Genomic DNA, 17,791 nt, shown 5'->3' with positions numbered 1-17,791 from the left:
TTTGACTCTCCTTTTTGTTTTGGTACAGAACCGTGGTCGGTGGTAGCAGGTCGGGGGTTCGCAAGAGCAAGTAAAACTGGTTGGCCGTTGAGCGGTTCTCCGTCCTCGGAGAAGAGAGCAAGAACAGAAGTGATGCGGCGAAAAGCATCGCCGGAAGTGAGGCTCGCATGCGCCAGGCAGTGATGCCCGGAGAAACGTCCGGGGAAGTGATGCTGCTTCGCAGGAGGGAAAAAGATCCAGTCTGCTGTCGCAGGCCGCATGCAGTGTGACTGGCCACCGAAGGTTACTAGCCTCTCTCTAATAAGTGCTATAATCACGATTGGGAGGGATATCCATGCCTGATAGATCCCAGGATTGGTTACGTCAAGCAAAAAGAGATCTTGAACACGCTCGAGAGTCTGCTGTTAATGGCAAACACGAATGGGCATGCTTTGCGGCACAGCAGGCTGCTGAAAAAGCCGTAAAGGCTCTCCATCTTTCTTTGGGACAGGAAGCGTGGGGACACATGGTAAGCAAACTGATTCAAGAACTCCCTGAGGGAATTGACTTGCCCGCTGAGTTATTGGATAAGGCAAGAATTCTTGACAATTCATACATACCTGCGAGATATCCAAATGGTCATCCCGAAGGCTCTCCTTTTGAGTATTTCGGAAGCAAGCAAAGTAAGGAGGCTATTGCATATGCCGGTGAGATCGTTGAATTCGTCAATAATGAAATGGCCAAGCAAAGAGGCTGTAATTGATTCACTTGATAAGTGGTCAGAAACCTTGAAGCGAGATTCCAACATTCTCAGCATCGGTTACTTCGGTTCCTACGCTCGGGGCGACAATGGAGTGGGAAGCGACCTTGATTTGATTGTCATAGTCAAAGACTCCAAAGCTCCTTTTGGGAAGCGAGGAACAGAATGGGATTTAGCAATGTTACCGGTTCCGGTCGATCTTCTGATCTACACTCTGCACGAGTGGAATGAACTAAACAAAGAACTGTCTTACTTCATTAAAAGATTGGGAGAAGAAGTCAAGTGGATCTTCATGAAAGATGATTCATTGAACTTGTAGAAAGGATCTTTCCTTCGATCTATCTCACCGATGTTATCGGTAGAAGTTAGAACCCCTGCTTGTTGACAAAGTGAGATAGGCCACTCAAATGGCATGCTTTAGTACCTTACCCTTTCTCTTACTCCTCCCGATATTTGTAACCCGCTCTTTCCAACCCGATTCCGATGTTCGCTCTCCCAGCTCCTTGATTTCAAGAGAAACTGGTTAGCCGTTGAGTGGTTCCCCGTTCGCCGAGAAGAGCCGCTTCCCGCTTGCTAAGACACGCTGGACGCTGAAAAGAGCATCGTGATTCTGAATCAAGTTCAGATGACGCGATGTGACGTTTTCGGAAAGCCCGCCGGAATGCTGAAACAAGTTCAGACACGATGTGACATATTCGTAATCACCTAACACTGTCATCCCGAACTTGTTTCGGGATCCGTGGTCGATGGTAGCAGGTAGGGGGTTCGTAAGAGCAAGAGAAAGAGGTTTGCCGTTGAAAGGTTCTCCGTTCGTCGAGAAGAGCCGCTTCCCGCTTGCTAAGACACACTGAACGCTGAAAAGAGCATCGTGATTCTGAATCAAGTTCAGATGACGCGATGTGAGGTTTTCGCAATCAGTAATACTGTCATCCCGAACTTGTTTCGTGATCTGCTCTCCGATCCAATCGAAGGACGGGTCCACGATCTTGAAGGACGAGGGACGGTTCTTTACGGCGACCAGCGTGTTTTTGTTCTTAAGCGCACAGCGGCTCTTTCGAAGGACTGGACTTATGTTGCATCCCCTGCCTCTATTATTCTAACAAACAACGAAGGACGAGGGACGGGTTCCCTGCCTGGACCAAAGAACTAACAATGGTTTTTCAAGATTGAAGCGAAGAGCGTGTCTTTCCCAGCGAAGAGGCCCTTGCGTCCAGGCATGTTCATTTCAGATATTTCTTCTGCCGATATCCTTGGTAGTGCGGCAACCACCTCGATTCCTTGACCGTTTCATTTGATCTAGTATAATACTAATGGGAGAGGAGGTAAGAATAGATGCCAACGATAAGCATGTTTTACGGGATAATAGTTAGAATGTATTGTTCCCCCGGTGAACACAATCCTCCTCATATACATGTCTACTATCAGGATGATAATGCGATTGTCTCAATTCCTGATGGAGAAATCCTAAGCGGTGAGATCCCCAACAGAAACTCAGGCTCGTCCAGGCATGGGTTGAGCTTCATTCTGAAGAGCTAATGGCCAACTGGAAGCTTGTAACAAATGGTGAACTTCCATTCAAAGTAGATCCTCTAAGATGATGGAGGTACTGACATGAACATTGGAGTGAAGTCCATAAAGCATTGCAGGCCATATGAATTCATTCTCGAATTTAACAATGGAGAAGAAAGGACAATAGATCTTGAAGGAATCCTTGACAAGGGCAGATTCGCGGAACTGAGAGATCCAAAGATCTTCTGCTCGGCCAGAATAGCTTTCGATACAATAGAATGGTGTAATGGGCTGGACATCTGCCCAGAATATCTTTTTGAGCATTCAAAACCCGCACCAAAGATCCCGCACTGATCTGCTAATCAAGATTTCCCGATCGTCATTCGCCAGTTGAGGTTAAAAATCGAGGGATGCAACCTTCTAAAATTGACAAACTCGCTACCCCAATAACGGTTCATCTCAAACTCCTTACTACGCCATCCCGAATTCATTTCGGAAAACCGTGGTCGGTGGTAGCAGGTAGGGGGTTTGTAAGAGCAAGAGAAACTGGTTAGCCGTTGAGCGGTTCTCCGTTCACCGAGAAGAGCCACTTCCCGCTTGCTAAGACACGCTGAACGCTGAAAAGAGCATCGTGATTCTGAATCAAGTTCAGAATGACGCGATGTGACGTTTTCGCGAAAGGCGTTTAGAAGTTGAAACAAGTTCAGATGACTGGATTGACAGCGGGTATTGGGTCTAGGGTCTAGGGTTTGGCGAACAAAAGCAGCCTGAACCGCTCAGAATTATCAGCGCTAGTGAGGACGTCATCCCGAACTTGTTTCGGGATCTGCTCTCCGATCCAATCGAAGGACGGGTCCATGATCTCGAAGGGAGGTTTCTTTAAAGCGGTCAGCGGGTTTTTGCTCTTAAGCGCACAGCGGCTCTTTCGAAGGACGGGTCCACGATCTTGAAGGACGAGGGACGGTTCTTTACGGCGACCAGCGTGTTTTTGTTCTTAAGCGCACAGCGGCTCTTTCGAAGGACGGGTCCATGCTCTTGGACGATGGACCAGGGATGGGTTTTCTAAAAATTGTGGTGTGTGCCGTTCTTGTAATCACCTAACACTGTCATCCCGGGCTTGACCCGGGATCTCGTTTTTGATCTTATCGAAGGATGATGTCCTTCGCGGGAGACGGAAGATCGTCGACAGAAACGTTGTCTTCAGCAGCGTACAGCGTTTTCTAGTCGAGCGGGCTGTTTCTCTCGCATTTGTTCTCACATAACCTCGGAACCCTTCGAAATCTTCACGACTGTTTTTTCACTTGATTGCGTCAGTCACATCTGTGTAATTCTGTTCGTGGCTCATATTCTAAAATTTTTTGTTCCCGCTTGAGAAATCAATTCTATCAAGCTCTACTTTTCTTATGTTCAAGTCCTCGTAAGTTCTGTAATAGTAGACTCTGTTGGTCAAATCCGTTACTGCCGACCAGTAAGCTATGTCTCTTGAAATTACTATTCCGAGCTCTTCATTGACTACGAGGCCTTCAGGAATATCCTGAGCGTTGAGGATATGCCATGCTAGTGTGACGGCCGATTCAGCATTAGCCGGTTTCACTTCTCCGTGAGAATAGAAGGCGGCCCTCACAAATCGGCTTGGAGATGTGTTGTCCCCAGGAAGCCCAAGCAATCCAGTTCCATTTCCCGTTGCCCTAATTTCAAAATCACCTAACTTTGAACTCTTGATGTTTGCGGGAGTCAGGTTTACGTAGTTCGAGAGATTCTGAAGATGCCAGTCGAATGTGGGATTGTTTGTAATTACTCCAAGCGGATTTTCATGAATGTTCAGCTCACCATCAACGTATTCTATTACAATGCATCCGCCATGCGCATCATAGACAATATAGTGAAGGGGCATCATAGTAGACTCCGTTATCATAATGGTAAGCCCGTACACCCGGATATCATCTAGCGCCGATTTTACTTCTTCCACCGTTGCGAAGTTTTCAAGGATCCAGCCTATCACATCATAATGAGATATGGTTGACTTGTAGAGGTCTTTTTCGAGCGGCTGATGCCCGGCACAGCCCGTAAAGTAGAATCCTCCGCACGCGAGACCGACTTGGTTTATTCCATCTGCAACCAGATCCATACCAAGGGAGTTGGCCCCAACGTAACCGTACTTCACGTTCCAGCTCAGGCCCTCCCAACCCGTCGTAAGTGCAGTCATAAAAGTGTCTCTGGGTGCAACGACAATCTTGCTTCCAAGATCGAATTCGAACTGGAGAGTCCTTGCAGCAACAATAGCACCATCTTTCGAAATCACTCTGAACCCGGTGCACCCGATCGAAGCGACAGTTAGCAAGACGAAGAAAAGAACGCACATTGGAAGTCTCTTCGTTGCAAACATTCCCTTTCTGTGTTTTGATGGCCTAATCTCTCGCTTCTCTAAAGACAGCAATATATACATTAGGGGCACTTTCTGACTTCTATATTGAAGAATGATTGGAAAAAACAAAAAAATTCAGCGCACCCCCATTGACAACCAACTGTGCTAGTTGATATAGTACAGTTCAGATAGTCAGTGAGGGGTGAATTCTATGTTAGACGAAGCGATCAAAGTTAAGAACCTCAGAAAGACCTACGGAAATTTCGAGGCTGTAAAAGGGATAAATCTCTCCCTTGTACCAGGAAAAGTCAACGCTCTCCTGGGACCTAACGGTGCCGGAAAGACCACAACTCTAAAATCAATTCTTGGCCTTGTTCATTATTCAGGAGAGATAACGATCCTTGGAGAGACAATCGATGTCGCCCGGGAGAGAATATCATTCGTCCCAGAAGACAAAAGCTTCTATGACAGCCTGACTCCGGAAAAGGCAATTAAGATGTGTTCAATGCTCATGAGCAATTTCTCCGCAGAAAAGGCCGCTAAACAGATGAAGGACTTTGATCTACCGATGAATAAGAAGATATCTGCTTTTTCTCACGGCATGAAGACATCTACTTATCTGGCAATCGCAATGGCTCAGGATGCCGATATCTTCATCTTCGACGAACCAACCTGGGGCCTCGATCCTTTGAGGAGAGACGAAGTGCTGGAGATGATAAGCTCGTTGTCAGAAAGTGGGAAGACAGTTCTCTACACCTCACACATTATTCCGGAGGTGGAGAAGATAGCCGATGTCTTTTCGATCATGTACAAAGGCGTAATTCTCTACACAGGAGAAATGAAGGGATTGGACGGAAGGTTTGCTCTTTACTCTCTTCCTTTGAGAACGGCAATCGATAAGAATGACTTCACTGCCGTTGTTAAAGAAGCAAATGTATTGAAAGTTCTCACCGATAACCCTAAAGAGATTGCGAGACTGAAGGAGATAGAGGGATCAAAAAGAGAAGAGGTTAATCTTGAATCCTTCTTCGGGACTATAGTAAGGGGGAATAAGCATGTTCTATAAAGAAATTCATGAAATGAAATTGAGAGTAATAATCATGTTCATCGTTTTGCTGGTCTCATTGGTAATAACTGTTGCTCTAAGACCTTATGCAGCACAGATGATGGAAGAAATGACCGCTCAACTCGAAGAGATGCCTGATTTTCTTAAGAGCCTTATGGGTGACGTTTCCGGTCTCACGAGACTTAATGACGACAACTACTATCTGTTGAGTCAGTGGCACGGAAAGAACTACGGGCAGTTCCTTCCCTTCGTCGTTCTGCTAATCGCCTTCCCCATATTTGCTAAGGAATTCGACAAGAAGACGATCTACTTCCTGCTTTCTAGAAAGAATAGGAACGAAGTTTTCAGGACGAAGTATCTGGCGGGGCTCGGAGCCTTACTGATAATAACCACTGTCCTGTCCTTGCTCGGTCCAATAGCGATGAATCTCGCCGGTTACAGCACGGCGTTTGGCGATACACTGAAGGTGCTGCTCCAACAGCTGGTGGGAGCCTCATTTTTCTACTCATTATTTACAATGATTTCTATAATGAGTAGAGATCAGGTTAAACCAGTTGTCGCCGGAATATTGATAGTCCTAGGATTGCCAATACTCGGCATGATTGACGCACTCTCCTGGCTGAATCCCTATCCTTTTATACTGGGATCGAGTGTGGCTCAGAAGGGAACTATCGACTGGATCTATCTAGTCTCATTGCTGGCAGCGACAGTACTGCTAACCGTAATTGATTACAAGGTCTTTGAAAAGAAAGAAGTATGAGAAACATACCGTTCCTGGCAGAATGAAGAACGGAGAATAGCAAACCAGCTACACAAACACAGGAGATGAACTCTTCGCGAGTGAAACTAACTATTGCTGTTTGCCAGGCGCTGTGAAGTCACGGAGTTGAAGGTCAATGATCCGTAGTTCTCTAAAGCCAAGATCTGAGAAAGAGGAAGCTCAAGATGCTGAAACAAGTTCAGAATGACGGAATTGATAGCCGGTCTTGGGTCTAGGGTCTGGCAAACTGAAGCACTCTGATCAGAACCAACTCATCTAGTCATCCTGAAGCGCTCCTGTTAAGGATCTGGGGGTCGAAGGGGGAAACCGAGGGTAGAGGTCAGTGGTCAGAGGTAGGAAGACCAAGAGAGTGGTCACCGTTCGCTGGGGATTGCTGTGAAGCAAGAGCATCCAGATTCCGACCAGGAGCTTTGTTGGAATGACAGAATCTAGCCTTTTCACAATAACCGTTAGTTGTCATACCAATGAGCCTGTCCTGAAATAATCTTGTTCAGGCTCCTGTTTGGAACCTCTGTTAAGGGTCATCCCGAACTTGTTTCGGGATCTGGTCCCGGACGAAGAACCAAGAACCTGGACGCGTAGCGTCGGAACGAAGAACCAAGGACGTTTTTTCAGCAGCACCCAGCGGCTCTTTCGAAGGACGGGTCCATGCTCTTGGACTAAGGACGGTTTTTTTGCTTGACGGGATATGACGATATCGTAATTACCTAACACTGTCATCCCGGACTTGATCCGGGATCTCGATGAGGAAGCTCAAGATGCTGAAACAAGTTCAGCATGACGCGATATGACGTTTTTGCGAAAGGCGTTTAGAAGTTGAAACAAGTTCAGATGACAGCGGGTATTGGGTCTAGGGTCTAGGGTTTGGCGAACAAAAGCAGCCTGAACCGCTCAGAATTATCAGCGCTAGTGAGGACGTCATCCCGAACTTGTTTCGGGATCTGCTCTCCGATCCAATCGAAGGACGGGTCCATGATCTCGAAGGGAGGTTTCTTTAAAGCGGTCAGCGGGTTTTTGCTCTTAAGCGCACAGCGGCTCTTTCGAAGGACGGGTCCATGCTCTTGGACTAAGGACGGTTTTTTTTGCTTGACGGGATATGACGATATCGTAATTACCTAACACTGTCATCCCGAACTTGATCCGGGATCTGGTTTTCGATCTAGTCCAAGGGCGTGTACATGATCAACGAAGGACGGCTCTTTAAAGCATCTATCTGCTCTTCTTTGTCTGTGAAGGGAGCCGGTCAACACCGAACTGGCGGTAAACATCGATCTTGACCATTAAAAGAGAACGTACTGTAGCTAATTGTTAAGGAGGAAGAAAAATGTTTAGAAGGATTCTAGTTAGTACGGTTTTAATTGCATCGGTTCTATCTTTCGCTTCGATTGATGTAGCGGAACAGTACTTCAACAGTTTCTTCAACGGGAAATATCCCGAAGCTTATGAGTTGCAGAATGCCGAGATGAAGAAGGCGCAACCGCTTTCCGCCATGAGAAATCTCAGAGGGCAATTGCGGATGCAGGTTGGTGACTTCCTCCGGGTCCTAGACATAAACGAAGTACCTCAAGGCGATCTTGTGTCATACTTATTTGCCTGCGAATTCAAGGCGGGAATATTCGATGTGATAATTACTCTGGACGCCGAAGAAAAGGTGGCAGGATTCTTCATTAGGCCATCTTCTTACGTGGAGCCCGAAACGGAGACAGTAATGATTGAAACCGGAAATGAAGTAGTCGACACCTATATAAATGGATTCTTCTCTGGAAAATTCGAAGAGATCTTCGAGCTTCAGACCGAGCAGGTTAAGGCAAGTCTAAGCCCTGAGGCTTTAAAAGGGGCATATGCGAATATTGTCAGCATGGCCGGTGAGTTCGAAGAAGTCCTGAATCTGGAATCATCAAAGAGTGACGGAATGATCTCCTTTGTTCTGGCATGCAGGTTTGCAAATGGAATCTTTGACATTACAGTCACTCTCGATAAGGACGAAAAGGTGGCGGGGTTCTATTTCCGTCAATCAGCATATTCTGAAAGGGAGTTACCCGATTATGCCGACCCTTCAGCCTACACGGAACAAGATATCACCGTAGGCAAGGAACCATACTATCTTCCTGCAAAACTTATGGTCCCTAATGGTCTGGAATCATACCCGTTGGTGATCATATTGCAGGGATCGGGAACACTCGACATCGATGGAACTTTGGGCCCGAACAAGCCTTACAGAGACATCGCAGTGGGACTTGCATCGAAGGGAATTGCGACGCTTAGATATCCGAAGAAGTACCTGGTCTACCCGGATAAAATGGATGAAATCGGAACCACTGCCGAAGCGGAATACGTGGACGACGCTCTGGTCGTCATCGAACAGATGAAGTCAATTCCCCAGTTCAGCGGGATTTACCTCGTCGGACATTCTATGGGTGGAATGGTCGCTCCATGGATTGCTGAAGAGGCTGGAGTCGATGGTGTCGTAGTTCTTGCCGGTTCTCCAGTCAAACTCGCTCAAATAAGTTTGGATCAGAATCTCGATCTAGCCGGCGATCAAATGACGGAAGAACAGAAAGCTCAGACAATCGAGTTCTTCACTCAGTTACTGAATGGAGAAATCCCTGAAGAAACGGAGCTATCCCCAGGGCTTACAGCAGCATACTACTACAGCCTCGACAGATATTTCTGTATGCCTGTACTGGAGAAAACTGAGCTACCTGTATTGATTGCAAATGCCGAACTGGATTTTCAGAGCCCCAAACACTACTTCGACATCTTTGTCGAGGAACTTGGAGACAGGCCCAATGTCACACTCGAATTGCTTGAAGGCTTGAATCATCTCTTCATGGAAACAAACGGAAAGATAAAGAGCGTTGAAGAATATAACAGGCCAGGTTATGTCTCCGCTGAATTGATTGACCTGATTGTCGAATGGATTAAGGAGTTGGAGTGACTTTTCAGAAAACGTGGTCGGTAACAGCAGGTAGGGGGTTCGTAAGAGCAAGAGAAAGAGGTTTGCCGTTGAAAGGTTCTCCGTTCACCGAGAAGCGTCACTAACATGGCTGAGGCAATACAGAAGGTGATAATGTGTGGTTTGACATCGACATAAGGTCCCCGTTACCAATATATGATCAAATCAAGAGGGGGGTGAGGGAAGAGATCCTTAAGGAGAGACTTAAGGAAGGGGATACTCTTCCCTCAATCCGTGAAATGGCCTCCCAAATAAGGGTGAATCCCAACACTGTCGCCAGGGCCTACAGGGAACTAGAAATGGAAGGCATAATCATGGCGAGACAGGGATTGGGGTATATAGTAGTCAGTAACAGAGATCAGGTCAGAGACTCTGTCTTTGAAAATCTCTCTGCTGAACTAAGGGAGCCCCTACTACGCATGAAGAAATCGGGAATCTCTCTGGAGAGGCTCCTGGAGGTGATTGAGAAGATATGGAAAGAGATCAATTGACTCTAAGAATCAGAAATCTCCAAAAAACTTACAGTGGAAATGTGAAGGCTGTCCGCGGAATAGATGTAGATGTTGAAAACCAGCGAATATATGCCCTGCTAGGTCCAAACGGAGCGGGAAAGACCACCGTTTTGAAATCTATACTCGGCCTGGTAAAGTATTCCGGCTCAGTTGAGGTTTTTGGCAGACCAATAGAGGAAGTCAGAGAGCGAATCTCGTTCGTTCCGGAGGAGAAGAATCTTTACGAGAACCTCGATATAGAATCAACACTTAGACTGAGCAGCAGAATCTCTCCGAGATTCAACGAAAAACAGGCTCGAGAACTGATTGAGAACTACAAGCTGCCCTACAGGAAGAAGATCAGAACGTTTTCAAATGGTATGAGGACGGCTCTTTATCTCGCTGTTGCTCTATCGACAGATGCGGATCTATACATCCTCGACGAGCCGACATGGGGCCTCGATCCAATAATGAGAGACGATACGCTTGAACTGATAAGGGAGAAAGTGATCCTCGGAAAGACAGTTATCTACACATCCCATGTCATTCCAGAGGTCGAAAAGATAGCCGATGAGTTCTCGATCATGGTTAGTGGAAAGATAAAGTACACTGGTAATCTTGATGGGATCAAAGAGAAGTACAGAATAATTAAAATGCCGCTGAAGGACAAAACAAAACCGAGTTCCGAAAGATGTCTCGCTGTGGCAAAAGAGATAAACAGGCTATCTATGATAGTTGAATACTCGGAAGCAACCGAAGAATACTACAAGAACGATGAAGCTGCCATTTCAATCCCTGATCTGGAAGAGTTTTTTCAGATCCTCGTAAGGAGCGAAAATGGCAATGCCCTGTGAGGACAGGAGGTTTGGAAAGTGATTGAGATAAGAGATTTGACAAAGATTTACAGCGGAAGCGTCAAGGCTGTTGACAGCATTTCATTGACGGTTAACAAAGGGGAGATTTTTGGCTTCCTGGGGCCCAACGGCGCCGGAAAGACTACGACAATCAAGATGATCGTCGGGTTGTTGCAGCCAACATCAGGAAGTATTTCAGTAGACGATATAGATGTGGTCGCTCACCCTGTTGAAGCAAAATCCAAGATAGGCTATGTTGCAGATGAACCACTTGTAATGGACAAGATTACGGGTGTTCAGTATCTGAACCTTATCTCAGATGTGTTTCAAGTCCCACCAAAGACCCGTGCCGAGAGGGCGTCTAAGCTTCTGCAGAATTTCAAGCTCTCAGATGCAATCAAAGATCCAGTATCCACCTACTCCCATGGGATGAAACAGAAACTTTCGCTAATTGCCGCATTGATCCATAATCCCGATCTCTGGATACTGGACGAACCGATAGTCGGCCTCGATCCGGAATCGGCATTCATTCTAAAACAAATGATGAGAAACCACGTGAAGGCAGGAAATACGGTATTCTTCTCCACTCATGTCATGGAAGTGGCAGAAAGAATTTGCGACAGGATAGGGATAATAAACAAAGGAAAGCTTGAGTTTGTAGGCACCGTTGAAGAGCTTAGGAAGCTCCGAGGCCAGGGGAGCCTTGAAGAACTCTTCCTGGAGGTGACGGGTAGTGAGACCGAAAATGGTGATTTCGCTTACCTCGACGCTGATTAACGCTCACTACAACATACCCAGATCTCTCTATCATTTCAAGAAAAGAGAAAGACTCTGGGAACCGGCATTAATAATAGGCGTGGTACTCTTGATGGTCTTTTCTCTTGGGCCTCTTTACATGAGTCTGCTGAACACTATGTACGATCAGTATGAAGCTGCTGGAATGAGGCAGCTCTTTCTGGCAGGACCGTTTCTCATAGCGAATCTATTCGGGCTGATCATGGGAGTCTTCCTTATGATAAGCACTTTTTTCTTCGGGGATGACATGAGCGTCCTGATACCCCTGCCCTTAAAGTCAACCGAGGTACTGATGTCGAAGTTCCTGGTTGTGCTTGTGGATCTCATGGTAATTTCGATCGCGGTCATTCTTCCTGCCTACATTCTCTACGGGATCAGATCTGGAGCCGGTATTTCATACTGGATATTCATGGCGATAATCTTTCTACTCAGTCAGGTATTGCCCATAATGCTCTCGGCGATAATCGTTCTGCCGCTTTCGAGACTCTTCCGCTTCAAGAGATACAGAGACAGCATCGTCTATCTGATAAGCGCGCTCGTAGTTTTAGGCTTCCTTGTTTTCGTTTCCCTTACCAGCAGGGTTGACCCGAACATGAGCGCAGAGGAGTTCGCGAGAATATTCTCGAGCGAAGATGCAATACTAAACAAGACGGCCGGGGCATATCCGCCGACTATACTCGTTACGAAGGCCCTGAGCAAACCCTTCTTAGAGGGTTTACTGTGGTTGCTTGCCTTCATTGGCCTGCACGCTGCCGCTCTCGGAATCTTTCTCTTCTTTGGTCACAAATTTTACTACTCGGTCTATTCGAGCCTCCAAGAGAATTTTGCCAAACGGTCGAAACTTGAAGAAGGGGAGATAGCCTGGCTGATGGGCTTACAACAGACAAAGTTCTCTGCTCTCTATAAAAGAGAATGGTGGTACTTCCTGAAGGTCCCTGCATTCGCCTTCAACGGATTCGGAAATGTACTGGTGTTCCCAATTCTGCTGGTCATAGCGGCTGTTGCCGGACAAACCGATCAGTTAGGTCAGATGCTGGACCAGTTTCAGCAGTACAAGCCAGTCTTTGTCCCAGTCGGCGCACTGGTCGCAGCCGTTGCGGGAGGAATAAATGGACTTGCCTCCTCTATGTTTAGCAGAGAAGGAGATTTGATCAGGGAACTGAAGGTTCTTCCCGTTGACGTAAATGAAATCGTGAAAGTCAAATTTCTTCATATCGAGACGCTTAGTTTGATAGGCCCGGCATTCGGCGCAGTCGCTCTTAGTCTGATCCTTGGTCTGTCTTTCATAGAGGCGTTAGTTGTATTTGTTGTCGGAGGATTGACTCTCACATTCTTGAACATTCTACAAATGATAATCGACTCGATAAAGCCGATCCTTGAATGGGAGAACCCTCAGAGAGCCATGAAGCAGAACGTTAACGTCGCGCTTTCGATTCCGGTCGTCTTTGGTTACGTGGGCGGTCTTGGATATCTCGCGTTCTTACTTAAGGACAACATATCCGGGACAATTATGACTATCATATTGACCGCGATCGCTTTAGTTGGTATTGTATTCACGTGGCCTATACTTATCAAGAAAGCGAACAGACTCTTTGCTAGAGATTTGTGAAAGACCGTGGTTGACGCAAGGCGCCGAAAAGCATCGGCGGACGCAAGGCTGGGAAGAACATCCCAGGTCGCAATGCTGGCAAAGATCGCACCAGGACGCAGTGCCCGCTTCGCGGGGAAAGAGCCAATTTTCGCTTTTGAGATAACTCGTGCGTTGAGAAGAGCAGTTCCAAGTTGTGAGTTGTAAGACCGTGGTAGATGGTCGGAGGTCGGGGGTTGGTCAGGAGCAAATAATTAGTTCAGCGTTCCAAATTGTGAGTTGTGAGAAGAATGGAGATTAAAGGAATCTGATCAGAACCAACTTACTTTGTCATCCTGAAGCGCTCCTGTTCAGGATCTAGGCTTTCGATGAACCGTGGTCGGTGGTAGCAGGTCGGGGGTTCGTAAGGGTAAAGGATCAGTTCCAAGATGCAAGTTCCAAGTTGCAAGAACAAAAGCCAAAAAAACGATTGTAATCTTTGGAATACAAGGTTTGGTGGGACCACAATCTGGGATAGGGATGCTGAAACAAGTTCAGATGACATGATGTGACGTTTTCGCAATCAAGTAACACTGTCATCCCGGACTTGATCCGGGATCTGGGCTTATGACAAACCATGGTCGGTGGTAGCGGGTAGCGAGTTCGTAAGAGCAAGAGAAACTGGTTGACCGTTGAGCGGTTCTCCGTTCTCAGAAAAGAACGATTGCAAGATGCAAGTTGCAAGAAGAAGAAAGAAGACCTTTTTCTAATGGCAATGAAGTAAGCTCGTTACTGACATTCAACAAGAGAGCATCGAGATTCTGAATCAAGTTCAGAATGACGCTATGTGACGTTTTCGGAAAGCCCGTCGGGATGCTGAAACAAGTTCAGAATGACGGAATTGATAGCGGGTCTCGGGTCTTGGGTCTAGGGTCTGGCAAACTGAAGCGGCTCTGAACCATTACCGATTATCAATGCCAATGAACAATCATCAAGGACTCCATACTGGATCTGCTCTCCGATCCAATCGAAGGACGGGTCCACGATCCTGGACGAAGGACGAGGGACGGTTCTTTTAGCATGATTGTAAGTGCCGTTTTCGCAATTACCTAACACTGTCATCCCAAACTTGTTTCGGGATCTAGACTTAAATACTCGAACTTAAATTAGACGAACTGTGCAACTGTTCTATTAAACGGAGGTTGAAGCATGGCGAAATACCATCAGAAAACAATCGAAGAAGTCATAAAGGAACTAGGCTCAAGCTCAAACGAGGGTCTCTCCGGGGCAAAGGCGAAGGAGAGAATCGACCAGTATGGCTTGAACGAGCTTACAGAGAAGAACAGGCGCAGCGCTTGGAAGATTCTTCTTTCACAGCTGAAGTCTGTGATGGTAATAATCCTGATTGTTGCTTCGGTGATCACGGCTTTCGTCGGTGAATTAAGGGATACGATAGTAATTCTAGCAATTGTAGCCCTTAACACCATCCTGGGGTTCACTCAAGAATACAGAGCCGAAAAAGCAATGGCCGCATTGAAGAAGATGTCCGTGCCCAGAGTGAAGGTAAGACGGGATGGGCAGATTGTGGAAGTAAACTCAACGGAGATCGTACCAGGAGATGTAGTTATACTAGAGGCCGGAAATATCGTGCCGGCAGATATGAGACTCGTCGAGTCAACCAATCTGAAGATTCAGGAGTCAGCCCTCACCGGCGAATCCGAGGCTGTGGAAAAGACCACGAAACCCATTGAAGAAGAGAACCCCTCTCTCGGCGACCGCAAAAACATGGCGTATTCCGGAACGGTTGTCACATACGGCCGCGGAGTCGGAATAGTGACTGCCACAGGAATGGAAACCGAACTTGGGAAGATCGCGACAATGCTTCAAGATACTGCCGAAACTCAGACCCCCTTGCAGAAGAATATCGACCAGCTAGGCAAGATTCTTGCCTTGATCGCGCTTGGAATAGTAGCCGTGATCTTCGTGATGGGCTTGTTGAGGGGTGAAGATCTCGAGCTTATGTTCATGACTGCTGTCTCCTTCGCAGTGGCCGCAGTTCCAGAAGGTCTTCCCACGGTTGTCACTATTGCGTTGGCTTTAGGCGCCCAACGGATGTTGAAGAAGAACGCTCTCGTACGGAAACTGATGGCCGTCGAGACGCTTGGTTCCGTTACCGTAATCTGTTCCGACAAAACGGGAACGATTACCGAAAACAGAATGAAAGTGACAGTCGTAGAGATGGCCGGACGCACACTGGACTTTGGAAAAGAAAATGAACCGGATCCCGAGGCACTTCCCGAAGATGACAATAAATCATTTGAAATAATGCTTACGGCGGCCGCGCTATGCAACGATGCCGAGATCAAACCTCCCGTCCACAAAAAGCAGCAGGTAGATGTGATCGGAGATCCCACAGAGGGAGCGCTAGTATATGCGGCTTACAGAGTCGGCATCGAGAAAAGCGACCTCGAACAGGCTATGCCCAGGATCCTGGAGATCCCTTTCGATTCGGAACGAAAGAGGATGACAACTATCCACGAGATCAGGGAGAATCCAAAGGGCAAGATTCCTGCAGACGTTCCAGAACACCTTCGAGAAAACGCAGTCGACAAATATGTTGCATTTACCAAGGGAGCCGTCGATTCTCTCGTTGAAGTCTGTGACAGAGTACTTGAAGGTGACGAGATACATGAGATAGGCGATGATTGGAGAAAAAGAATCATAGAGACAAACAACAACCTCGCGGCGAATGGAATGAGGGTTCTTGGAGTAGCCTTCAGGCCCGTAAACTCCTCTGAAGTCGAAGACAAAAAGGTCGAAGAGAGAAATCTCATTTTCACCGGTATATTTGGAATGATGGATCCCGCAAGAGAAGGCGTCAAAGAATCGATAATGACCGCCCGTGAAGCAGGTATAAGGCCGATTATGATTACGGGTGACCATCCCCTGACAGCCGGTTATATAGCAGAGAGCCTCACCATAGTTGACGACAAGTCGAACGTCAAGATGGGTCGAGAAATCGAAAACCTTACGGAGGAGGAACTCGACAGAGTTACCTCAGAGACCTCGGTATATGCCAGAGTCGCACCGGAACACAAGCTGAAGATCGTCGACTCTCTTCAGAGACAGGGAAATGTCGTCGCCATGACGGGTGATGGCGTTAATGACGCCCCCGCTCTCAAACAGGCCGACATAGGGATCGCTATGGGCATAACAGGGACTGACGTAACAAAGGAAGTCGCTGATATGGTTCTCATCGACGATAACTTCACCACGATCGTCTCGGCCATTTGTGAAGGAAGGACAATCTTCGACAACATACACAAGTTCATAAGGTACATCCTGGCGTCGAACTTCGGAGAGATATGGATAATGCTTCTCGGACCATTCTTTGGTATCTCGCTCCCCCTGGCGCCCCTTCAGATACTCTGGCTCAACCTGGTCACGGACGGAGTCCCCGCATTGGCGCTCGCAGTTGAACCACCGGAAAAGGATATAATGAAGCGTCCACCCAACCCGACGAAGGAACACGTCCTGGCAAATGGAAGATGGAATGTAATCCTTATCGGGCTACTACTCTCCGCCTTCTCTCTTGGCGTTGGGTTGGTTTACTGGATGAACGATACCAACGGGCCGTGGAGAACGATGCTTTTTTCAACACTGGTTTTCTCTCAACTCTTCTTTGCACTGTCTGTGAGATCAAGAACGAAATCGATCTTCAACGCACCGTTCAAAGAGAATCCTTCTCTAATGTACGCAATACTGGCGAGCTTCGGGCTTCAGCTGGCCGTTATATATGTACCCTTTATGCAGGGGCTCTTCTCCACACAGGCTCTGAGAATATGGGATCTGCTGCTTTCGTTAGCCCTCGGTAGCGCGATCCTCTGGATATACGAAATCAAGAAGCTGGTTACAAGAAAAAGGCAATAGACAGTGGTTGTCCGTAGAAGGTTCGCCGTTATCCGAAATAGATCAGTTGCAAGTGCCAAGATGCAAGTTGTGAGTTGCATGTGCAAATAAATTCGATCGAAACGGATGTAGGGGCGTGCGGCGGCACGCCCGCTATTGAGGATCAGTCTTCCCAAGGATAGCGATCGTCCTCTTCAGTAGTTTAACGAACCGAATTCTGGCCAGAAGCGTGCCAGAATGATGCAAAGGACTGTAATCCCTAACTCGTTTCGGGATCTGCACTTCTGAAGAAGTGGTCGGGGATAGCGCTAGGGGGTCGGAAAGAACGGAATAAGACGCAAGGCTGGGCAAGAACAGCCCAGGTCGCAATGCTGCCTTCGGCAGGAGGCGATTTTGAAGCCAGTTCCGCTTCGCGGGAGAAGAGCCGCTGCAAGCTTAAAAGCGGAGAACCCGCTGACCGCTACAAAGAGCCGTCCTTCGAAAGAGACGCTGCACGATTAAGTACAGAAATCCACTGATTGCTGAGCTTGACAATCGGTCATGCTTAGCAAAACCCATCCTTGGACAGGATAGAAAACCAGATCCCGTATAAGCTCCTTGATTACGTATTCATTAGTATTGATAATTGCCAATGGTTTAGGGCCCTTTCGTTTGCCAGACCCTAGACCCCAGACTCTAGACCCGCTATCAATACCATCATTAACTCTTTTCAACATCTATTCCCTTCGATGGGATCAACCGAAAAGGTGTTTTCTGTCA

Annotated in this window: 13 protein-coding genes and 1 pseudogene; 13 read left to right on the top strand and 1 reads right to left on the bottom strand. The window is 47.2% G+C overall.

What is annotated here, in order from left to right:
• The 5 genes and pseudogenes from Y696_RS14170 to Y696_RS01220 all read left to right on the top strand — a co-directional run.
• A partial coding sequence (locus Y696_RS14170) for a hypothetical protein (RefSeq protein WP_220668783.1) occupies positions 1-183 on the top strand: 183 nt, incomplete at its 5' end.
• Positions 184-334: 151 nt separating this feature from the next.
• Positions 335-742, top strand: coding sequence for a HEPN domain-containing protein (locus Y696_RS01245; protein WP_121509630.1), 408 nt, complete (start codon positions 335-337; stop codon positions 740-742).
• Positions 681-1,058, top strand: coding sequence for a nucleotidyltransferase domain-containing protein (locus Y696_RS01240; protein WP_121509629.1), 378 nt, complete (start codon positions 681-683; stop codon positions 1,056-1,058). Before Y696_RS01245 ends, Y696_RS01240 begins: the two co-directional genes overlap by 62 nt.
• A gap of 1,013 nt (positions 1,059-2,071) precedes the next feature.
• Positions 2,072-2,337: pseudogene (locus tag Y696_RS01225) on the top strand (DUF4160 domain-containing protein).
• 13 nt (positions 2,338-2,350) lie between these two features.
• A complete protein-coding gene (locus Y696_RS01220) occupies positions 2,351-2,602 on the top strand; it encodes a DUF2442 domain-containing protein (protein ID WP_121509626.1) in 252 nt (83 codons plus the stop codon).
• Between the two features lie 994 nt (positions 2,603-3,596).
• Here Y696_RS01220 and Y696_RS01215 read toward each other — a convergent pair.
• On the bottom strand, positions 3,597-4,694 hold the full coding sequence (locus Y696_RS01215) for a choloylglycine hydrolase family protein (protein WP_259459821.1): 1,098 nt from the start codon (positions 4,692-4,694) through the stop codon (positions 3,597-3,599).
• Positions 4,695-4,824: 130 nt separating this feature from the next.
• Here Y696_RS01215 and Y696_RS01210 point away from each other — a divergent pair, with 130 nt between their 5' ends.
• The 8 genes from Y696_RS01210 to Y696_RS01175 all read left to right on the top strand — a co-directional run bounded on the left by Y696_RS01210 (position 4,825) and on the right by Y696_RS01175 (position 17,053).
• Entirely contained in the window at positions 4,825-5,679 is an 855-nt protein-coding gene (locus Y696_RS01210) for an ABC transporter ATP-binding protein (RefSeq protein ID WP_121509625.1), read from the top strand.
• Positions 5,669-6,439, top strand: coding sequence for an ABC transporter permease subunit (locus Y696_RS01205; RefSeq protein WP_014730091.1), 771 nt, complete (start codon positions 5,669-5,671; stop codon positions 6,437-6,439). Before Y696_RS01210 ends, Y696_RS01205 begins: the two co-directional genes overlap by 11 nt.
• Positions 6,440-7,784: 1,345 nt before the next feature.
• Positions 7,785-9,398, top strand: coding sequence for a DUF3887 domain-containing protein (locus Y696_RS01200; protein ID WP_014730090.1), 1,614 nt, complete (start codon positions 7,785-7,787; stop codon positions 9,396-9,398).
• Between the two features lie 134 nt (positions 9,399-9,532).
• Entirely contained in the window at positions 9,533-9,907 is a 375-nt protein-coding gene (locus tag Y696_RS01195; RefSeq protein ID WP_014730089.1) for a GntR family transcriptional regulator, read from the top strand.
• Entirely contained in the window at positions 9,889-10,761 is an 873-nt protein-coding gene (locus Y696_RS01190; RefSeq protein WP_014730088.1) for an ABC transporter ATP-binding protein, read from the top strand. Before Y696_RS01195 ends, Y696_RS01190 begins: the two co-directional genes overlap by 19 nt.
• An 18-nt stretch (positions 10,762-10,779) precedes the next feature.
• On the top strand, positions 10,780-11,538 hold the full coding sequence (locus Y696_RS01185; protein WP_014730087.1) for an ABC transporter ATP-binding protein: 759 nt from the start codon (positions 10,780-10,782) through the stop codon (positions 11,536-11,538).
• Positions 11,495-13,165, top strand: coding sequence for a putative ABC transporter permease subunit (locus Y696_RS01180; protein ID WP_121509624.1), 1,671 nt, complete (start codon positions 11,495-11,497; stop codon positions 13,163-13,165). The genes Y696_RS01185 and Y696_RS01180 overlap by 44 nt, the downstream gene beginning before the upstream one ends.
• Positions 13,166-14,332: 1,167 nt before the next feature.
• Complete coding sequence (locus Y696_RS01175; protein WP_121509623.1) at positions 14,333-17,053, top strand: cation-translocating P-type ATPase; 2,721 nt, start codon at positions 14,333-14,335, stop codon at positions 17,051-17,053.
• The last annotated feature ends 738 nt before the right edge of the window (positions 17,054-17,791 follow it).

Origin of the sequence: Mesotoga sp. H07pep.5.4, assembly GCF_003664935.1 — a bacterium.
Classification (GTDB): domain Bacteria; phylum Thermotogota; class Thermotogae; order Petrotogales; family Kosmotogaceae; genus Mesotoga; species Mesotoga prima.
The sequence above is the reverse complement of the archived record's forward strand: the minus strand, read 5'-3'. Positions and strand labels throughout refer to the sequence as shown.